General features: G+C 60.7%; 16 protein-coding genes. 6 read left to right on the top strand and 10 right to left on the bottom strand.

The genetic code is table 11. The features are described 5' to 3' along the window. Positions 1–122: 122 nt before the first annotated feature. From CAF90_RS11610 to CAF90_RS11600, 3 genes are all read right to left on the bottom strand, one after another. Positions 123–896: a MetQ/NlpA family ABC transporter substrate-binding protein gene (locus tag CAF90_RS11610; RefSeq protein WP_007953996.1), complete on the bottom strand. Its 774-nt coding sequence runs from the start codon at positions 894–896 to the stop codon at positions 123–125. Between the two features lie 74 nt (positions 897–970). Then, a complete protein-coding gene (locus tag CAF90_RS11605; protein WP_007953997.1) occupies positions 971–1,645 on the bottom strand; it encodes a methionine ABC transporter permease in 675 nt (224 codons plus the stop codon). Then, positions 1,645–2,652 carry a methionine ABC transporter ATP-binding protein gene (locus CAF90_RS11600; protein WP_007953999.1) on the bottom strand — a complete coding sequence of 336 codons (1,008 nt, stop codon included), beginning with the start codon at positions 2,650–2,652 and terminating at the stop codon, positions 1,645–1,647. The genes CAF90_RS11605 and CAF90_RS11600 overlap by 1 nt, the downstream gene beginning before the upstream one ends. A gap of 259 nt (positions 2,653–2,911) precedes the next feature. Here CAF90_RS11600 and katE point away from each other — a divergent pair, with 259 nt between their 5' ends. Continuing rightward, positions 2,912–5,053: a catalase HPII gene (gene katE / locus CAF90_RS11595; RefSeq protein WP_085606401.1), complete on the top strand. Its 2,142-nt coding sequence runs from the start codon at positions 2,912–2,914 to the stop codon at positions 5,051–5,053. A 108-nt stretch (positions 5,054–5,161) separates the two neighbouring features. On the opposite strand, the gene CAF90_RS11590 is transcribed toward katE, so the two are convergent. From CAF90_RS11590 to zur, 4 genes are read right to left on the bottom strand one after another with little or no spacing between them, the layout of a single operon-like run. Beyond that, the gene (locus tag CAF90_RS11590; RefSeq protein WP_011331786.1) at positions 5,162–5,875 is read right to left on the bottom strand and encodes a PA5502 family lipoprotein; all 714 of its coding nucleotides are present in this window, start codon (positions 5,873–5,875) and stop codon (positions 5,162–5,164) included. Positions 5,876–5,912: 37 nt separating this feature from the next. Then, positions 5,913–6,701 (bottom strand): zinc ABC transporter permease subunit ZnuB, encoded by a 789-nt coding sequence (gene znuB, locus CAF90_RS11585; RefSeq protein ID WP_007954005.1) that lies wholly within the window; start codon positions 6,699–6,701, stop codon positions 5,913–5,915. Then, complete coding sequence (znuC, locus tag CAF90_RS11580; protein WP_064379570.1) at positions 6,694–7,479, bottom strand: zinc ABC transporter ATP-binding protein ZnuC; 786 nt, start codon at positions 7,477–7,479, stop codon at positions 6,694–6,696. The genes znuB and znuC overlap by 8 nt, the downstream gene beginning before the upstream one ends. Then, positions 7,479–7,961 carry a zinc uptake transcriptional repressor Zur gene (gene zur, locus CAF90_RS11575; RefSeq protein WP_011331783.1) on the bottom strand — a complete coding sequence of 161 codons (483 nt, stop codon included), beginning with the start codon at positions 7,959–7,961 and terminating at the stop codon, positions 7,479–7,481. The genes znuC and zur overlap by 1 nt, the downstream gene beginning before the upstream one ends. Before the next feature lie 66 nt (positions 7,962–8,027). On the opposite strand from zur, the gene CAF90_RS11570 reads away from it, so the two are divergent. Then, positions 8,028–8,948: a zinc ABC transporter substrate-binding protein gene (locus CAF90_RS11570; RefSeq protein ID WP_085606399.1), complete on the top strand. Its 921-nt coding sequence runs from the start codon at positions 8,028–8,030 to the stop codon at positions 8,946–8,948. Positions 8,949–8,989: 41 nt separating this feature from the next. On the opposite strand, the gene CAF90_RS11565 is transcribed toward CAF90_RS11570, so the two are convergent. Together CAF90_RS11565 and CAF90_RS11560 are read right to left on the bottom strand one after the other, a co-directional pair. Then, positions 8,990–9,943: a homoserine kinase gene (locus CAF90_RS11565; protein ID WP_085606397.1), complete on the bottom strand. Its 954-nt coding sequence runs from the start codon at positions 9,941–9,943 to the stop codon at positions 8,990–8,992. Between the two features lie 61 nt (positions 9,944–10,004). Further along, the gene (locus CAF90_RS11560) at positions 10,005–10,301 is read right to left on the bottom strand and encodes a DUF2782 domain-containing protein (RefSeq protein ID WP_011331780.1); all 297 of its coding nucleotides are present in this window, start codon (positions 10,299–10,301) and stop codon (positions 10,005–10,007) included. Between the two features lie 74 nt (positions 10,302–10,375). Here CAF90_RS11560 and polA point away from each other — a divergent pair, with 74 nt between their 5' ends. Further along, entirely contained in the window at positions 10,376–13,183 is a 2,808-nt protein-coding gene (gene polA, locus CAF90_RS11555) for a DNA polymerase I (protein ID WP_085606395.1), read from the top strand. A 414-nt stretch (positions 13,184–13,597) separates the two neighbouring features. On the opposite strand, the gene yihA is transcribed toward polA, so the two are convergent. Continuing rightward, positions 13,598–14,242, bottom strand: coding sequence for a ribosome biogenesis GTP-binding protein YihA/YsxC (gene yihA, locus CAF90_RS11550; RefSeq protein WP_085606393.1), 645 nt, complete (start codon positions 14,240–14,242; stop codon positions 13,598–13,600). Positions 14,243–14,433: 191 nt separating this feature from the next. On the opposite strand from yihA, the gene CAF90_RS11545 reads away from it, so the two are divergent. The 3 genes from CAF90_RS11545 (at position 14,434) to CAF90_RS11535 (ending at position 16,225) form a co-directional block, all read left to right on the top strand. Then, positions 14,434–14,739 carry a cytochrome c5 family protein gene (locus CAF90_RS11545; protein ID WP_045121721.1) on the top strand — a complete coding sequence of 102 codons (306 nt, stop codon included), beginning with the start codon at positions 14,434–14,436 and terminating at the stop codon, positions 14,737–14,739. 32 nt (positions 14,740–14,771) lie between these two features. Continuing rightward, on the top strand, positions 14,772–15,383 hold the full coding sequence (locus CAF90_RS11540) for a cytochrome c (RefSeq protein ID WP_085606391.1): 612 nt from the start codon (positions 14,772–14,774) through the stop codon (positions 15,381–15,383). A 200-nt stretch (positions 15,384–15,583) separates the two neighbouring features. Next, on the top strand, positions 15,584–16,225 hold the full coding sequence (locus CAF90_RS11535) for a thiol:disulfide interchange protein DsbA/DsbL (RefSeq protein WP_007954043.1): 642 nt from the start codon (positions 15,584–15,586) through the stop codon (positions 16,223–16,225). Positions 16,226–16,230 lie beyond the last annotated feature (5 nt).

The raw sequence follows: 16,230 nt of genomic DNA, 5'->3' as shown, positions 1-16,230 counted from the left end.
TCCCCTTTTCGTTTTGATCGTTCCCACGCTCTGCGTGGGAATGCAGCAAGGGACGCTCTGCGTCCCAGCGGACGCGGAGCGTCCGGGGATGCATGCCCACGCAGAGCATGGGCACGATCAGATTAGAACGCCGGCAGTACCGCGCCTTTGTACTTCTCGGTAATGAATTTCTTCACTTCCGGGCTGTGCAGCGCAGCGGCCAGTTTCTTCATGGCGTCGCTGTCCTTGTTGTCCGCGCGGGACACCAGGATGTTCACGTAAGGCGAGTCGCTGCCTTCAATGACCAGCGCATCCTTGGACGGATCGAGCTTGGCTTCCAGCGCGTAGTTGGTGTTGATCAGCGCCAGGTCGACCTGGGTCAGCACGCGCGGGATGGTCGCGGCTTCCAGTTCACGGATCTTCAGGTCTTTCGGGTTCTGGGCGATGTCCTTGACGGTCGACAGGATGTTGGTCGGATCCTTCAGGGTGATCACGCCAGCCTTGGCCAGCAGCAACAGCGCACGGCCGCCGTTGGTGGCGTCGTTCGGGATCACCACGTTGGCGCCGCTTGGCAGCTCTTCGATTTTCTTGAACTTGCTGGAGTAGGCGCCCAGCGGTTCCAGGTGCACACCGGTCACGGACACCAGGCTGGTGCCCTTGGCCTTGTTGAACTCATCGAGGTACGGCTGGTGCTGGAAGAAGTTGGCGTCCAGACGCTTCTCGGCCACCTGCACGTTCGGCTGAACGTAGTCGGTGAAGACCTTGACCTTCAGATCCACGCCTTCTTTGGCCAGTACCGGCTTCACGAACTCGAGGATTTCCGCGTGCGGCACCGGAGTGGCAGCAACGGTCAGGGTTTCGTCGGCGTGGGCCGAGAACGCTGCAACGGCAGCCAGGGCAACGATCAGTTTTTTCATTCAGCTAACTCCTTTTTACGGCGCCCGTCTGGCGCCTGCCAGCGAATGGCCGGCTCATGTCATTACAAAACCGGTTATTTGCGCGAGAAGTGCACGACCAGTCGGTCGCCTACCATTTGCAGCACCTGCACCAGAATCAGCAGCAACACCACGGTCACGATCATCACGTCGGTCTGGAACCGCTGATAGCCGAAACGGATCGCCAGGTCACCCAGGCCACCGGCGCCGACCACACCGGCCATCGCCGTGTAGGAAACCAGTGTAATCGCCGTCACCGTAATCGCTGCGAAGATGCCCGGACGGGCCTCCGGCAGCAAGGCGTTCATGATGATCTGGCGAGTGGTCGCGCCCATCGACTGGGTCGCTTCGATGATGCCGCGATCGACTTCACGCAGGGCAGTTTCCACCAGCCGCGCGAAGAACGGGGTCGCGCCCACTACCAGCGGCGGAATCGCACCGGCCACGCCCAGCGAGGTGCCGGTGATCAGCACGGTGAACGGGATCATCACGATCAACAGAATGATGAACGGCAGCGAACGCAGGATGTTCACCACCAGCGACAGCAGCGCGTAAACGCCTTTGGCTTCGAGCAACTGACGCGGGCTGCACAGGAACAGCAACACGCCCAGCGGCAGGCCGAGCAGCACGGTGAACAACAGCGAACCGCCGAGCATCATCATGGTGTCGCCGGTGGCGAGCCAGATTTCGTACCAGTCGATATTGGTGAAGAAACTCATCAGGTCTTCCATTAGCGCAACACCTCCATGTGAACGTCAGCGGCGGTGAAGCGGGCAAAGGCCGCTTCCATGTCGCCACCGGTGACGGCGAGGGTCAATTGCCCGTAAGGAATGTCTTTGATGCGGTCGATACGACCGGCCAGGATGCTGTAGTCCACACCGGTTTCCCGGGCGACGGTACCGAGCAACGGCGCGTAGGTCGCTTCGCCCTGGAAGGTCAGACGCACGATGCGACCCGGCACGTGAGCGAAGTCATCGCGCTGCTCGCTTTCGTCGATCTGCTCGCTTTCCTGAACAAAGCGCTTGGTGGTCGGGTGCTTCGGATGCAGGAACACATCGGCCACCGAACCTTGCTCGACGATCACACCGGCGTCCATCACGCCAACCTGATCGCACACGCGGCGGATCACATCCATCTCGTGGGTGATCAGGACGATGGTCAGTTTCAGTTCGCGGTTGATCTCGGCCAGCAATTGCAGGACCGACGCCGTGGTCTGCGGGTCGAGGGCGCTGGTGGCCTCGTCGCACAGCAGGATTTTCGGCTTGGTCGCCAGAGCACGGGCGATGCCGACGCGCTGCTTCTGACCGCCGGACAGCTGTGCCGGGTACTTTTTGGCGTGATCGGACAGACCGACCCGCGCCAGCAACTCGGCCACACGCTGGTCGATCTCGGCGCGGGACAGTTCACCGGCCAGGGTCAGCGGCAGCGCGACGTTGTCGGCCACGGTCTTGGATGCCAGCAGGTTGAAGTGCTGGAAGATCATCCCGACCTGCTGACGGAAACGGCGCAGGCCGTTGGCGTCCAGCGCGGTGACTTCTTCGCCGTCGACGATGATCTTGCCGCCACTGGATTGCTCCAGGCGATTGATCAGACGCAGCAGGGTACTTTTTCCCGCACCGGAATGGCCAATCAGGCCGAACACCTGACCGTTCTCGATGGAGAAGCTGGTCGGGTGCAGCGCGGTGATGTCCTTACCGGCGACGCGGTAAGTCTTATGGACGTTTTGAAACTCGATCACGTAGCGAACCTTGTGGGGCGCGTTGGAAAAGGATCAGCGGTTAGCCGGGCGCGCATTTTAGCCTGTCCGTATAGAGGTTATTAGCATTTATTCCGCATTCAACCTTTCATTTGGCAATAACGCGATCAAAGGTCATAAAAAAGGAACGGCCAAAACCCTCATCAGTCACTAGTTAAGCGACTTGAAACTCCGGGCGCCGTGTCCGGGAACCACTCAAGAGCCTCGGCAACACCGAGGTCAAACGAGGAGTTTACGTCTGATGAGCAGCAAAAAACCTGTCCCTTCCAAAAGTGAGCTGGCCGGAACCGATACCGCGGATCGCGCCAACACCAACGCCAAACTCGACAGCCTGGAAAAATTTCGCTCCGACGCCACCGGCCAGGCCCTGCGCACCAATCAGGGCGTGAAGGTCGCGGACAACCAGAACACCCTCAAGGCCGGTGCTCGCGGGCCGTCGCTGCTGGAAGACTTCATCATGCGTGAAAAAATCACGCACTTTGACCATGAGCGGATTCCCGAGCGCATCGTCCACGCTCGCGGCACCGGCGCTCATGGTTTCTTTCAGAGCTACGAGAACCATTCGACGCTGACCAAGGCCGGTTTCCTGCAGGATCCGGGGAAGAAAACCCCAGTGTTCGTGCGTTTTTCCACGGTACAGGGGCCACGCGGTTCCGGCGACACCGTGCGTGACGTGCGTGGTTTTGCCGTGAAGTTCTTCACCGACGAAGGCAACTTCGATCTGGTCGGCAACAACATGCCGGTATTTTTCATACAGGACGCGATCAAGTTTCCTGACTTCGTCCACGCGGTGAAACCCGAACCGCATAACGAGATCCCTACCGGCGGCTCGGCTCACGACACGTTCTGGGATTTTGTGTCGCTAGTGCCGGAATCGGCGCACATGGTCATCTGGGCCATGTCCGACCGGGCCATCCCGAAAAGCCTGCGCAGCATGCAGGGCTTCGGTGTGCATACCTTCCGGCTGATCAACGCCGAGGGCAAATCGCGCTTCGTCAAATTCCACTGGCGTCCAACTGCCGGCACCTGTTCGCTGGTGTGGGACGAAGCGCAGAAGCTTGCGGGTAAAGACACCGACTACCACCGGCGCGATCTCTGGGAAGCTATCGAGATGGGTGATTACCCGGAATGGGAACTCGGCGTACAGGTCATCGAGGAAGAAAACGAGCACGACTTCGATTTTGACATCCTCGACCCGACCAAACTGATTCCCGAGGAAATCGTTCCGATCACGCCGCTGGGCAAAATGACCCTCAACCGAAACCCGGACAATTTCTTCGCCGAGACCGAGCAGGTCGCGTTCTGCCCCGGCCATATCGTACCGGGCATCGACTTCTCCAATGACCCGCTGCTGCAAGGTCGGCTGTTTTCCTACACCGACACGCAGATCAGCCGACTCGGCGGGCCGAACTTTCATGAGCTGCCGATCAATCGCCCGGTCGCACCGTTCCACAACGGCCAGCGCGATGCCCAGCACCGTACGGTGATCGACAAGGGCCGCGCGTCCTACGAACCGAACTCCATCGATGGCGGCTGGCCGAAAGAGACCCCACCGGCCGCGCAGGACGGCGGGTTCGAAAGCTATCCGGAGCGTATCGACGCCAACAAGATCCGTCAGCGCAGCGAGTCGTTCAGCGAACACTTCTCCCAGGCGCGGCTGTTCTTCAAGAGCATGAGCAAGCACGAGCAGGAACACATCATCTCGGCTTACAGCTTCGAACTGGGCAAAGTTGAACGCGAGCACATTCGGGCGCGGGAAGTGAACGAGATCCTGGCCAACATCGATCTGGAACTGGCCAAGCGCGTGGCGCAGAACCTGGGGTTGCCAGCACCGGCCAAAGGCACGGTCGACGTGCCAAAGACATCACTGGATCACTCGCCATCGCTGAGTCAGGCCAACCTGCTGCCGGAGAACATCAAGACGCGAAAAGTCGCAATCCTTGCGGCCAACGGCGTCGATGGTGCGGCGATTGATGCTATGAAAAAGGCGCTGGCGGCAGAAGGTGCACACGCCAAATTGCTCGGCCCGACCTCAGCGCCGGTGAAAACCGCCGATGGCAAAAGCCTGGCGGTGGATGCGTCGATGGAGGGTTTGCCATCGATAGCGTTCGACGCGGTGTTCGTGCCGGGTGGCGCGGCGTCGGTCAAGGCGTTGAGCGGTGATGGGGTGGCGTTGCATTACCTGCTGGAGGCGTACAAACACTTGAAGGCGATTGCGTTGCATGGCGAGGCCAAACAGTTGCTGGATGTGCTGAAGCTGGAGGCGGATGCCGGATTGTTAGAAGGCAAGGATGTTGGCGCGCTGACCAAGCCATTCTTTGCTGCGATCGGGCAGCATCGGGTCTGGGATCGGGAGCCTAAGGCCAAGGCTATTCCCGCTTAAGATCTTCGCTGGCTGAAAGGACGCTTTCGCGAGCAAGCTCGCTCCCACAGGGTTCAGGCTGTACCTGTGGGAGCGAGCTTGCTCCGGGCGGCGTTCCGACGATGCTTTTTAAGGTTTACGCGGGCTCAGAACCATCTGCGCCGGCACCGTGCGCAGAATCTGTTTCTCGATTTTCAGATCGAAATCCGGATCGAGCTTCTTCACGCGCTTGGTGATCAACGTCGCCAGCCACGGGTAATCATTGGTGCGCGGGGCCTGGATGCTCACCGCACAGTCGTAATTCACCACATCGGCGGCGATCGCATCCAGTTGGCGGCGAAGTTTGCGGCTATCGGTGATATTCAGCGCGACCGTGGTGCTCTCGGCGGTCGGATCGATCACCTTGGCTTTCGGCTTGGCTTCAGCGGCCTGCAGCGCTGCTTCGGCTTTCTCCAGCTCGGCCTTGCGCGCTTCGGTGATCGCGCCGTTGACGCCACCGGTCAGCGCCGGGGCCTTGGGCATCAACACGCGGGCACGGGCCAATGCGGTTGCGGCCGCATTCACATCGCCCTTCTGCAGGACGATCTGGCTGCGACGCAGATAGGCTTCGGCCAACTGGCGCTGGTATTGCTCAAGGGATTGATCGTTGGGTGTTTCGGCCTGCAAGGCTGCCAATTGGTCTTCGGCAGTGGCCAGTTCGCTGCTGGCCAGGCTTTGCTCCAGCTGTGCGATGGCCGTGGCCCGCGCATCGGGGACTTCGGCCACCGGCGGCGTGCTTTGGCAGGCGCCCAGCAGCACTGAAAAGGCCACAAGGAGCAGATAACGGGAGGCGAACGGCTTCATTCCTGCGACTCTCTATTTGCGCAAAAAACGAGCAAGTCTACACCCCTCGACGGGGCAGAACAAAACTCAGCAGAAACAGTGCGGCCGCCGTCACAACGATTGACGGGCCGGCCGGGGTATCCTTGAACCAGGACAGCGCCAGCCCGCCACACACGGCGAGCATGCCCAGCACGCTCGCGCCCAGTGCCATCTGCTCCGGCGAACGGGCGTGACGTTGTGCCGCAGCCGCCGGGATGATCAACAGCGAAGTAATCAGCAACACACCGACGATTTTCATCGCCACCGCGATCACCACTGCGATCAGCAGCATCAGCGCCATGCGCAGACCGGCCACCGGCAGGCCTTCGACTTTGGCCAGTTCTTCGTGCACGGTGATCGCCAGCAGCGGTCGCCACAGCGTCACCAACAACACCAGCACCGCCGCGCTGCCGCCGAGGATCCACGCCAGATCGGTCGGGCTGATCGCCAGCAGGTCGCCGAACAGATAGGCCATCAGGTCGATCCGCACTTCATGCATGAAGCTTAGTACCACCAGCCCGAGAGAGAGCGTGCTCGGTGCAAGAATGCCCAACAGCGTGTCGGACGCCAGTGGCTGACGCTGTTGCAAGGTCACCAGCAGCACCGCCAGCAACAGGCATCCAACGGTCACCGCCACGGTCGGGCTGACATCCAGCAGAAAGCCCAGCGCCACGCCGAGCAGAGCGGCGTGGGACAGGGTGTCGCCGAAATAGGCCATGCGCCGCCAGACCACGAACGAGCCCAGCGGCCCCGCGACCACCGCCAGCGCCAGACCTGCAAGCAGGGCGTAGAACAGAAAATCAGCCATGCTTGCAGCTATCTCCGTGAACGTGAGGTTGGCCTGTCACAGGCCCCTTGACCACCGAACCGTGCAGGTCGTGGGCGTGGTCATGATGGTGGTGATAGATCGCCAGGCTCGGCGCATTGTTGCCGAACAGCTCGACGAAGGCCGGATCGCCACTGACCTGCTCGGGATGCCCGGAGCAGCAGACGTGACGGTTGAGGCACACCACCTGATCGGTAGTGCTCATCACCAAATGCAGATCGTGGGACACCATCAGCACGCCGCAGCCGTGACGGTCACGCAGACGGGTGATCAGGCTGTACAGCTCGGCTTGCCCGGCGACATCGACGCCTTGCACCGGCTCGTCGAGCACCAGCAGTTCCGGCTCGCGAAGCAGCGCCCGGGCCAGCAGCACACGCTGCATTTCACCGCCGGAAACGCTTTGCACCGGGCTGTCGATGACATGCTCGGCGCCGACTTCCTTGAGTGCCGCCAGCGCACGTGGGCGATCGACGCCCGGCACCAGCCGCAGGAAGCGCAGCACTGACAGCGGCAGGGTCGGATCGACGTGAAGTTTTTGCGGCATGTAACCCACGCGCAGTTTCGGCTTGCGCCAGACGCTGCCGCTGTCGGGTTTCAACAGCCCGAGCACGGCGCGCACCAGCGTGGTCTTGCCGGCGCCGTTGGGGCCGATCAGGGTGACGATCTGCCCCGGCTCGACGCTCAGGTGAATGTTGTCCAGCACGTTCTGCCCGGCAAACCGGACCGCCACCTGCTCCAGACGGATCAACGCATCGCTCATCAAGCCCCCCGGCAACCGGAGCAGAGGCCGACCACTTCCACGGTCTGGGCCTCGACGATGAAGCCGACATCCTTGGCGCTGTGGACGATGGCGTCGCTGATGGTTTTTTGCTCAAGTTCGATGGCGGCGTGGCATTCACGGCAGATCAGGAACTGGCCCTGGTGCGAATGTTTCGGGTGAACGCAGCCGACGAAAGCGTTGAGCGAAGAGATGCGGTGCACCAGACCGTTTTCCAGCAGGAAATCCAGCGCCCGGTACACGGTTGGCGGCGCGGCACGGCGGCCGTCCTGCTCGCTGAGCACCGCCAGAATGTCGTAGGCACCCAGCGGCTTGTGGCTCTGCCAGACCAGTTCCAGCACCCGCCGGCGCAGCGCGGTCAGGCGCAGGCCTTTCTGTGCACACAGGGCATCGGCCTCGGACAGCGCGCTGTGAACGCAGTGCGAGTGGTCATGGGGACGGCTGGCAATCGGTGTAATAGGCATGAGCGGCGACGAGTTTGGTTAGAGACGTTATTATGTTACCCGTTCTCGCCTCATTGAGTGGTCATCGTGTCCCGACTTTTTTCTGTTTTTGTCGTATTCATCACCGGTTTTCTGCTGATCGGTCCGGCTCAGGCCGAGGTGAGAGTCCTCACCAGCATCAAGCCCCTGCAACTGATTGCCGCTGCGGTGCAGGACGGCGTGGCGATTCCGGAAGTGCTGCTGCCACCGGGCGCTTCGCCGCATAACTACGCGTTGCGTCCGTCCGATGTACGCAAGGTGCAATCGGTGGACCTGCTGTACTGGATCGGCCCGGACATGGAAGGTTTCCTGCCTCGCGTGCTGAACGGTCGTACGCTGCCGAGCGTTGCCGTGCAGGATCTGCCGGGCATGAAACTGCGCCGCTTCGCTGCGGACAGCCATTCCCACGCTGAAGAAGCCGACGAACACGATCACGACCATCGCCCGGGCAGCCTCGATGCGCATTTGTGGCTATCACCGGTGAACGCACGGGTTATTGCCGACAAAATGGCCGCTGACCTGAGCGCCGCCGACCCGGCCAATGCCGAGCGCTATCAGAGCAATGCCAAAGCGTTCGATGAGCGTCTGGATGCACTGGATCAGCGCTTGAAGAAACGTCTGGCCGGTATTGAAGGCAAACCCTACTTCGTCTTCCACGAAGCCTTCGACTACTTCGAAGACGCCTACGGCTTGAAACACACCGGCGTGTTCAGCGTCGTGGCGGAAGTGCAGCCGGGCGCTCAGCATGTGGCGGCAATGCGCACGCGTTTGCAGGAAGTCGGCAAGACCTGCGTGTTCAGTGAGCCGCCGCTGCGTCCACGTCTGGCCGAGACCCTGGTGGCGGGCCTGCCGGTGAAACTGGCAGAACTCGATGCGTTGGGCGGATACACGCCTGCGACGGCTCAGGGTTATGAGCAAGTGCTGGAGAAGCTGGGGAATGATCTGGCGGGATGCCTGGAATCGCTCTGATACAAAAAAACCGCAGCCTGCACAGGCTGCGGTTTTTTCTTTTACAGGGCGAAAGGTAGCGGCGTACTGACCGTCTGACGCTGCGCCAGACGCTGCTCGAACTCTTTCGGATCGTGGATCAACACGTCCTGCCCGGCGAACGATTCCGCCGCGATCAGACGCGACAGCCAGAACCGCACGCACGCCACTCGCAGCATGGTCGGCCACAGCTCGGCTTCGGCTGCCGTGAACGGACGCAGTGCCGCGTAGGCACCAAGAAACGCACGTGCACGCGGGCCGTCGATCAGGCCGTCATCGTCCGAACACCAGTCGTTCAGGGCAATCGCCACGTCATAAAGCATCGGGCCAGAGCAGGCGTTGTAGAAGTCGATCAGCCCGGTCAGGTGCGTGCCTTCGAACATCGCGTTGTCGCGGAACAGGTCGGCGTGGATGTTTGCCCGTGGCAGCGCGAGAATTTTCTCTTTCTGTTGGGTGATTTCGTCCAGCGCCTTTTGCAGCAGCGCACGCGGTTCATCGCTCAGGTGCGAAAGAAACTGCGTGCCCTCTTCCAGCATCCAGTCCAGGCCACGATCGGTCTTGCGCTTGATCATGTTGTCGCCCTGGGTCGCCAGGTGCAGGTGCGCCTGCAACTCACCGACCTGCGCGCAATGCTGGGCGTTGGCCTGCTTGATGTGCTTGCCGGCCAGGCGCGGTTGCAGCAGCGCCGGTTTGCCTTTCAGCTCGCGCAGGGCCACGCCGTCAGTGGTGCGCAGTGCATAAGGCACCGGCAGATCGGCTTCGTGGAGGACATCGAGCAGGTCGATGAAGAACGGCATTTCCTGCACCGGGCCGCGCTCGACCAGGGTCAGGACGAACTCGCCCTTTTCCATGCTGATGAAGAAGTTGGTGTTTTCGCTACCGGCGGCGATCCCCTGGAAATCGAGCAGACGGCCGAGCCCGTAAGGGGCGAGAAAGGTTTCCAGCTCGGGCCGAGCCAGGGGGGTGAACACAGACATGGTTAAAAACTGCTCAGTTCTGGCGCCGCCATCAAACGGCGCCGATTAAAAGTCAGGAAACTTACTTCCAGGTAAAGATTTCCCACGACGGAATCAGCATATCCGGCTGGTCGGACCGGATGTAGTTCGCGTCCGTACCATCGGCGCGCACCAGGAAATAGGGTTTGCCGCCCTTCGGTGTGACCTTGATCGCATACACGAATCCACTCCGGCTGTATTCCTGAATGACCTTGTCGCCTTCCGTGTGCGTGCTAATGGTAACTTCCGGCTCCGACGATGGCGCATCATCCGCCGCGATCGCGGCCAGCGGTGAGACAGCAATCAGACTGACCAGCAGCAAGCGATTTAACGTACGCATGATAACCTTGTCCCTTTGTCGTCAACGGTCCCGCTATTCTAGCGCCGGGCCCGCCGAAAAGGTTGATTCTGCTCATGAGCCAAGCCCCCCTCGTCCTGGTGGACGGTTCGTCTTACCTGTACCGCGCCTTTCACGCGCTGCCACCGCTGACCACCTCCAAAGGCCTGCCGACCGGTGCGGTCAAAGGCGTGCTGAACATGCTCAAGAGCCTGCGCAAGCAGTATCCGGACAGCCCGTTCGCCGTGGTGTTCGACGCCAAGGGTGGGACATTTCGCGATGAGATGTACGCCGAATACAAGGCCAACCGCCCAAGCATGCCCGACGACATGCGCGTGCAGATCGAGCCGCTGCACCAAAGCGTGATCGCTCTCGGTTTCCCGCTGCTGTGCGTCGAAGGCGTCGAGGCCGATGACGTGATCGGCACCCTGGCCCGCAGCAGCGCGGCCGCCGATCGCCCGGTGATCATCTCCACCGGCGACAAGGACATGGCGCAATTGGTCGACGGCCACATTACCTTGGTCAACACCATGTCCGGTAGTTCGATGGACGTGGAAGGCGTGAAGGAGAAATTCGGCGTCGCTCCGGAGCAGATCATCGATTATCTGGCCCTTATGGGCGATTCTTCCGACAACATCCCCGGCGTTCCGGGCATTGGCCCGAAGACTGCTTCCGGCTTGCTGGTAGGGGTCAACGGCGGTCTGACCGAGCTGTATGCGCAGCTCGACATCGTGCCGACCCTGCCGATTCGCGGCGCCAAGACCCTGCCGGCCAAGCTCGAAGAGCACAAGGAGATGGCCTTCCTCTCCTATCAACTGGCGACAATCAAGGTCGACGTGCCGCTGGATATCGGCCTCGACGACCTGCAAATGGGCCCGGAAGATTCGGCCAAACTGCTTGAGCTCTACACCCTGCTGGAGTTCAAGAGCTGGATCAACGATCTGGAGCGGGACGCCAAGCGTCTGGAGCTGAGCGCTGCCACCGAGCCTGCGCCGGTCGGCGATCTGTTCAGCGCGCCTGCCGAAGAAGAAGTGCCTGCCGCTCCGGCTGAAGCCGCGTACGAAACCATCCTCGATCAGGCGCGATTCGACGTCTGGCTGGAAAAACTGAAGAACGCCAAGCTGTTCGCCTTCGACACCGAAACCACCGGGATCGATGCGCAGCAGGCACAACTGGTCGGTCTGTCCTTCGCAGTGCAGGCCAACGAAGCGGCCTACATCCCGCTGACCCACTCCTACATCGGCGTGCCGGAGCAGCTGGATCGCGACACCGTGCTGCGCGCGCTCAAGCCAATCCTTGAAGACCCGAACAAGCTCAAGGTCGGCCAGCACGCCAAGTTCGACATGAACATCCTGGCCAACTGCGCCATCGGTGGCGATCAGAACGAAGGCATCACCGTACGCGGGATCGCCTTCGACACGATGCTTGAGTCCTACGTGCTTAACTCCACCGCCACCCGTCACGACATGGACAGCCTGGCGCAGAAGTACCTGGATCACACCACCGTGAGCTTCCAGGACATCGCCGGCAAAGGCGCCAAGCAACTGACCTTCGACCAGATCGCCCTGGAACAGGCCGGCCCATACGCCGCCGAAGATGCCGACGTGACCCTGCGTCTGCACCAGACGCTGTTCGAGAAGCTGAGCGCCATCCCAAGCCTGGCCAGCGTACTGACCGATATCGAGATCCCGCTGGTGCCGGTGCTTGCTCGCATCGAGCGCCAGGGCGCGTTCGTCGACGCTGAGCTGCTCGGCATCCAGAGCATTGAGCTGGGCAACAAGATGGTCGCGTTGGAGCGTGAAGCCTTCGAGATCGCCGGTGAAGAATTCAACCTGGGCTCGCCGAAGCAACTGGGCGTGATCCTCTACGAAAAGCTCGGTCTGCCGGTGCTGAAGAAGACCGCCAAGGGCCAGCCGTCCACCGCCGAGGAAGTGCTGGCGAAACTGGCCGAAGACGATCACCGCTTGCCGAAAGTGCTGATGGAACACCGTTCCATGAGCAAGCTGAAAAGCACCTACACCGATCGCCTGCCGGAGCAGATCAACCCGCGCACCGGGCGTATCCACACTTCGTACCATCAGGCCGTTGCGTCGACCGGTCGCCTGTCGTCGAGCGATCCGAACCTGCAGAACATCCCGGTGCGCACTGCTGAAGGCCGACGCATCCGTCAGGCGTTCGTCGCGCCGAAAGGCTACAAGCTGCTGGCGGCGGACTACTCGCAGATTGAACTGCGGATCATGGCGCACCTGTCTCGCGACGAAGGCTTGATGAACGCGTTCCGCAACAATCTGGACGTGCACACCGCCACCGCGGCCGAAGTGTTCAAGGTTGAGCTGAACGAAGTGTCCTCCGACCAGCGCCGGGGCGCCAAGGCGATCAACTTCGGTCTGATCTACGGCATGGGCGCGCAGAAGCTGGGTAAGGACATCGGCGTCGACACCAAGACTGCCAAGGCCTACATCGACACCTACTTCGCGCGCTACCCGGGCGTTCGTGAATACATGGACCGCACCCGCACCCAGGCGGCGGATCAGGGCTTCGTGGAAACGATCTTCGGTCGTCGCCTGTATCTGCCGGACATCAACTCCAACAAGCCGCAGGAACGCGCTGCCGCCGAACGCACGGCAATCAACGCGCCGATGCAAGGCACCGCAGCAGACATCATCAAGAAAGCCATGGTGGCGGTGGACAACTGGCTGAGCGCTTCCGGGCTGGACGCCAAAGTCATCCTGCAGGTGCACGACGAACTGGTGCTGGAGGTCCGCGAGGATCTGGTCGATCAGGTTCGCGAAGAAATTCGTGTGCACATGAGTGAAGCGGCAAAACTGGATGTGCCGTTGCTGGTAGAAGTGGGGGTTGGCAACAACTGGGACGAGGCGCACTGAGGCGTCTGGGGCGGGGTTTTGCCGCGACCGAGCGTCGCGGCAAAGGCACCGGAAAGCGCTTAGGCCTGATCGTTCTTTAGCTTATTCCAAAGTTTTTTGAAAAGATTCTGAACTAATCTTGCGACAGGGCACTCAGAGATACTGAATGGCTGGTGAAGCCCTTCGATGCTCCTATGTTGTGTTAAGTGTTGGCAGATATCTGAACCCCGCCCTAGCGGTTCGGAACTTAAACCCCGGAACTTCTCCCTCCCCATATGAAGTCCGGGGCTTTTTTTTGCCTCAAAATTGGCTGTAGCGCGGTCATGCTGCGTTAAAAGCGTTAGTAAAAATGCTCATTTAGGTCCCCTAAACTCCGCTTTTTACTAACACTTTTGCCTTGCCTGACCGCACTACAGCCAATTTTCCATATTCCGATTATTCGGTCGCCGCTTCCGCGCCTTTGTCTGCCAGTTCCATCCAGCCCGCCAGCACAGTGTAGGCCTCTTCCAGGCCCATGCGTTTCGGGGCGGAGAACAGCTGGATCGTTACCAGATCGCCCCAGCCCTTACGAATTTCCGACTGCACCTTGAGCAGCGTGTTCTTGGCTGCGCCGTAGGTCAGTTTGTCGGCCTTGGTCAGCAGGATGTGCATCGGCATGCCGGCGGCAACGGCCCAGTCGAGCATCAGCAGGTCGAAGTCGGTCATTGGATGACGGATGTCCATCATCAGAATCAAACCCTTCAAACTCTCGCGGCCACCGAGGTAAGCCTCAAGATGACGCTGCCAGTGTTGCTTGAGCGGGATCGGTACTTTTGCATAACCGTAGCCCGGGAGGTCGACCAGACGCCGTTCATCGTCTAGCTTGAAGAAGTTCAACAGCTGTGTGCGACCCGGGGTTTTCGAGGTGCGCGCCAGGCTGGCGTGAGTCAAAGTGTTCAGTGCGCTGGATTTACCGGCGTTGGAACGACCGGCGAACGCCACTTCGAAGCCTTCGTCGTCGGGGCACTGATCGACTTTGGCGGCACTGAGCATGAACGTGGACTGTTGGCACAGGCCGAGGATGGGATTCTTGAGTTGCATGGGATTTCCGATGTGGGCGGCGCCGGGATTAGGCGCGGAACGCGGTGTCGCTTCCGTTTCAGTGACGCCAGTATATAATGCCGCAGATTTTGTGTGTGCTTTGTCCCAGCGAAGGATGAAGTTCACGAGAGCGACAGACCTTGATTGCGCATTAGAACGCAGAACGCTCTCAACCCTGAAAAGGTCGTTTTATGACGAAATGGCTGCTGGCTGCCGGAGTCTTGATGCCGCTTTACAGCGCACAGGCTACACAGGATCCGGAAGCCGTGTACAACCGTGTTTGTGGAGCCTGTCATTCCGGCCAACTACCCATGGCGCCCAGAAGAGGCGATCAGGAAGCTTGGACGCCGAGGTTGGCGAAAGGTATGGAGACGCTGGTGCAACACGTGACCCAGGGTTTCAAGGCGATGCCGCCGCGTGGTTTGTGCATGGACTGCAGTGCCGAGGATTACCAGGCCCTCATCCTCTGGATGAGCGAGAGTAAGCCCGGTCCATAACTCTTAACCCTTAGCCGTAGTTGGATTAGCTGATGAACAAACTGATCGTGAGTCTGCTGTTGACCGTGGGAATCTCAGGCTTCGCCCATGCTGCCGGTGATGCAGCCGCAGGCCAGGCAAAAGCCGCCGTATGCGGCGCCTGCCATGGCCCGGATGGCAACAGCATGGCGCCAAACTTTCCAAAGCTGGCCGGACAGGGTGAACGCTACCTGACCAAGCAATTGCACGACATCAAGTCGGGCAAGCGCACCGTTCTGGAAATGACCGGCCTGCTGACCAACCTGAGCGATCAGGACCTGGCCGACATCGCCGCTTACTTCGCCAGCCAGAAAGGCAGCGTCGGCGCCGCCGATCCGAAGATCGTCGCTCGCGGTGAAGCCCTGTTCCGTGGCGGCAACCTCGAGAAAGGCCTGCCAGCCTGCACCGGCTGCCACTCGCCGAACGGCGCCGGCAACGCAGCCGCCGGCTTCCCGCACCTGGGTGGCCAACACGCTCAGTACATCGCCAAGCAACTGACCGATTTCCGCAAGGAAGAAGCCGGCCGCAGCAACGACGGCGACGCGATGACCATGCGCACCATCGCCCGCAAGCTGAGCGACGAAGACATCGCGGCAGTCTCCAGCTACATTCAGGGCCTGCACTAAGACGCGCGATTCGAGCGTTGTGTGCAATGGCCAACGCCTGCCACGTTAACGCTCGATTAATCCGTCGCAGCAAGTATAAAAAGGGTGGCTTTGGCCGCCCTTTTTTGTGGCCGCTGCCGTTACACTACAGAACTCATGCCCGCCAGGATCTGTCTGAAAACAGGTCGCGCGAGGCGACCAAAATTGTCCAGGAGTAAAGCATGCGTAATCTGATCATCAGCGCCGCCCTCGTCGCTGCCAGCCTGTTCGGCGTGACCGCCCAGGCCGCCGAAGCCCCTGCTGCCCCTTACGTCGAACTGAGCAACCCGGTACCCGTCGCCGTGCCTGGCAAGATCGAAGTGGTCGAGCTGTTCTGGTATGGCTGCCCGCATTGCTACGCGTTCGAGCCGGTGATCAATCCGTGGGTTGAAAAACTGCCGTCCGACGTCAACTTCGTGCGCATTCCTGCGATGTTCGGTGGCCCGTGGGACGCTCACGGCCAGATGTTCCTGACCCTGGAAGCAATGGGCGTCGAGCACAACGTACACGCTGCCGTATTCAACGCGATCCAGAAAGAACACAAGAAACTGACCGACAAGAACGACATGGCCGACTTCCTCGCCACTCAAGGCGTGGACAAGGACAAGTTCCTGGCGACCTTCGATTCGTTCGCCATCAAGGGGCAGATCGTGAAAGCCCGCGAACTGGCCAAGAAGTATGAAATCTCCGGCGTTCCAACCATGATCGTCAACGGTAAGTACCGCTTTGACATCGGCTCTGCCGGCGGTGCCGAACAGGCGCTGAAACTGGCTGACCAACTGGTGGCCAAAGAGCGAGCGACCAACAAGGCAGCCGCCAACTAAGCGCG

Origin of the sequence: Pseudomonas sp. B37(2017) (assembly GCF_002112885.1) — a bacterium.
GTDB classification, from domain to species: domain Bacteria; phylum Pseudomonadota; class Gammaproteobacteria; order Pseudomonadales; family Pseudomonadaceae; genus Aquipseudomonas; species Aquipseudomonas paraglycinae.
The sequence above is the reverse complement of the archived record's forward strand: the minus strand, read 5'-3'. Positions and strand labels throughout refer to the sequence as shown.

What these genes read in the sequence shown, in the direction of transcription:
- CAF90_RS11610 (WP_007953996.1), bottom strand. Translation starts at nt 896, where the DNA reads ATGAAAAAACTGATCGTTGCCCTGGCTGCCGTTGCAGCGTTCTCGGCC.
- CAF90_RS11605 (WP_007953997.1), bottom strand. Translation starts at nt 1,645, where the DNA reads ATGGAAGACCTGATGAGTTTCTTCACCAATATCGACTGGTACGAAATC.
- katE (WP_085606401.1), top strand. Translation starts at nt 2,912, where the DNA reads ATGAGCAGCAAAAAACCTGTCCCTTCCAAAAGTGAGCTGGCCGGAACC.
- CAF90_RS11590 (WP_011331786.1), bottom strand. Translation starts at nt 5,875, where the DNA reads ATGAAGCCGTTCGCCTCCCGTTATCTGCTCCTTGTGGCCTTTTCAGTG.
- znuB (WP_007954005.1), bottom strand. Translation starts at nt 6,701, where the DNA reads ATGGCTGATTTTCTGTTCTACGCCCTGCTTGCAGGTCTGGCGCTGGCG.
- znuC (WP_064379570.1), bottom strand. Translation starts at nt 7,479, where the DNA reads ATGAGCGATGCGTTGATCCGTCTGGAGCAGGTGGCGGTCCGGTTTGCC.
- zur (WP_011331783.1), bottom strand. Translation starts at nt 7,961, where the DNA reads ATGCCTATTACACCGATTGCCAGCCGTCCCCATGACCACTCGCACTGC.
- CAF90_RS11565 (WP_085606397.1), bottom strand. Translation starts at nt 9,943, where the DNA reads ATGTCTGTGTTCACCCCCCTGGCTCGGCCCGAGCTGGAAACCTTTCTC.
- CAF90_RS11560 (WP_011331780.1), bottom strand. Translation starts at nt 10,301, where the DNA reads ATGCGTACGTTAAATCGCTTGCTGCTGGTCAGTCTGATTGCTGTCTCA.
- polA (WP_085606395.1), top strand. Translation starts at nt 10,376, where the DNA reads ATGAGCCAAGCCCCCCTCGTCCTGGTGGACGGTTCGTCTTACCTGTAC.
- yihA (WP_085606393.1), bottom strand. Translation starts at nt 14,242, where the DNA reads ATGCAACTCAAGAATCCCATCCTCGGCCTGTGCCAACAGTCCACGTTC.
- CAF90_RS11545 (WP_045121721.1), top strand. Translation starts at nt 14,434, where the DNA reads ATGACGAAATGGCTGCTGGCTGCCGGAGTCTTGATGCCGCTTTACAGC.
- CAF90_RS11540 (WP_085606391.1), top strand. Translation starts at nt 14,772, where the DNA reads ATGAACAAACTGATCGTGAGTCTGCTGTTGACCGTGGGAATCTCAGGC.
- CAF90_RS11535 (WP_007954043.1), top strand. Translation starts at nt 15,584, where the DNA reads ATGCGTAATCTGATCATCAGCGCCGCCCTCGTCGCTGCCAGCCTGTTC.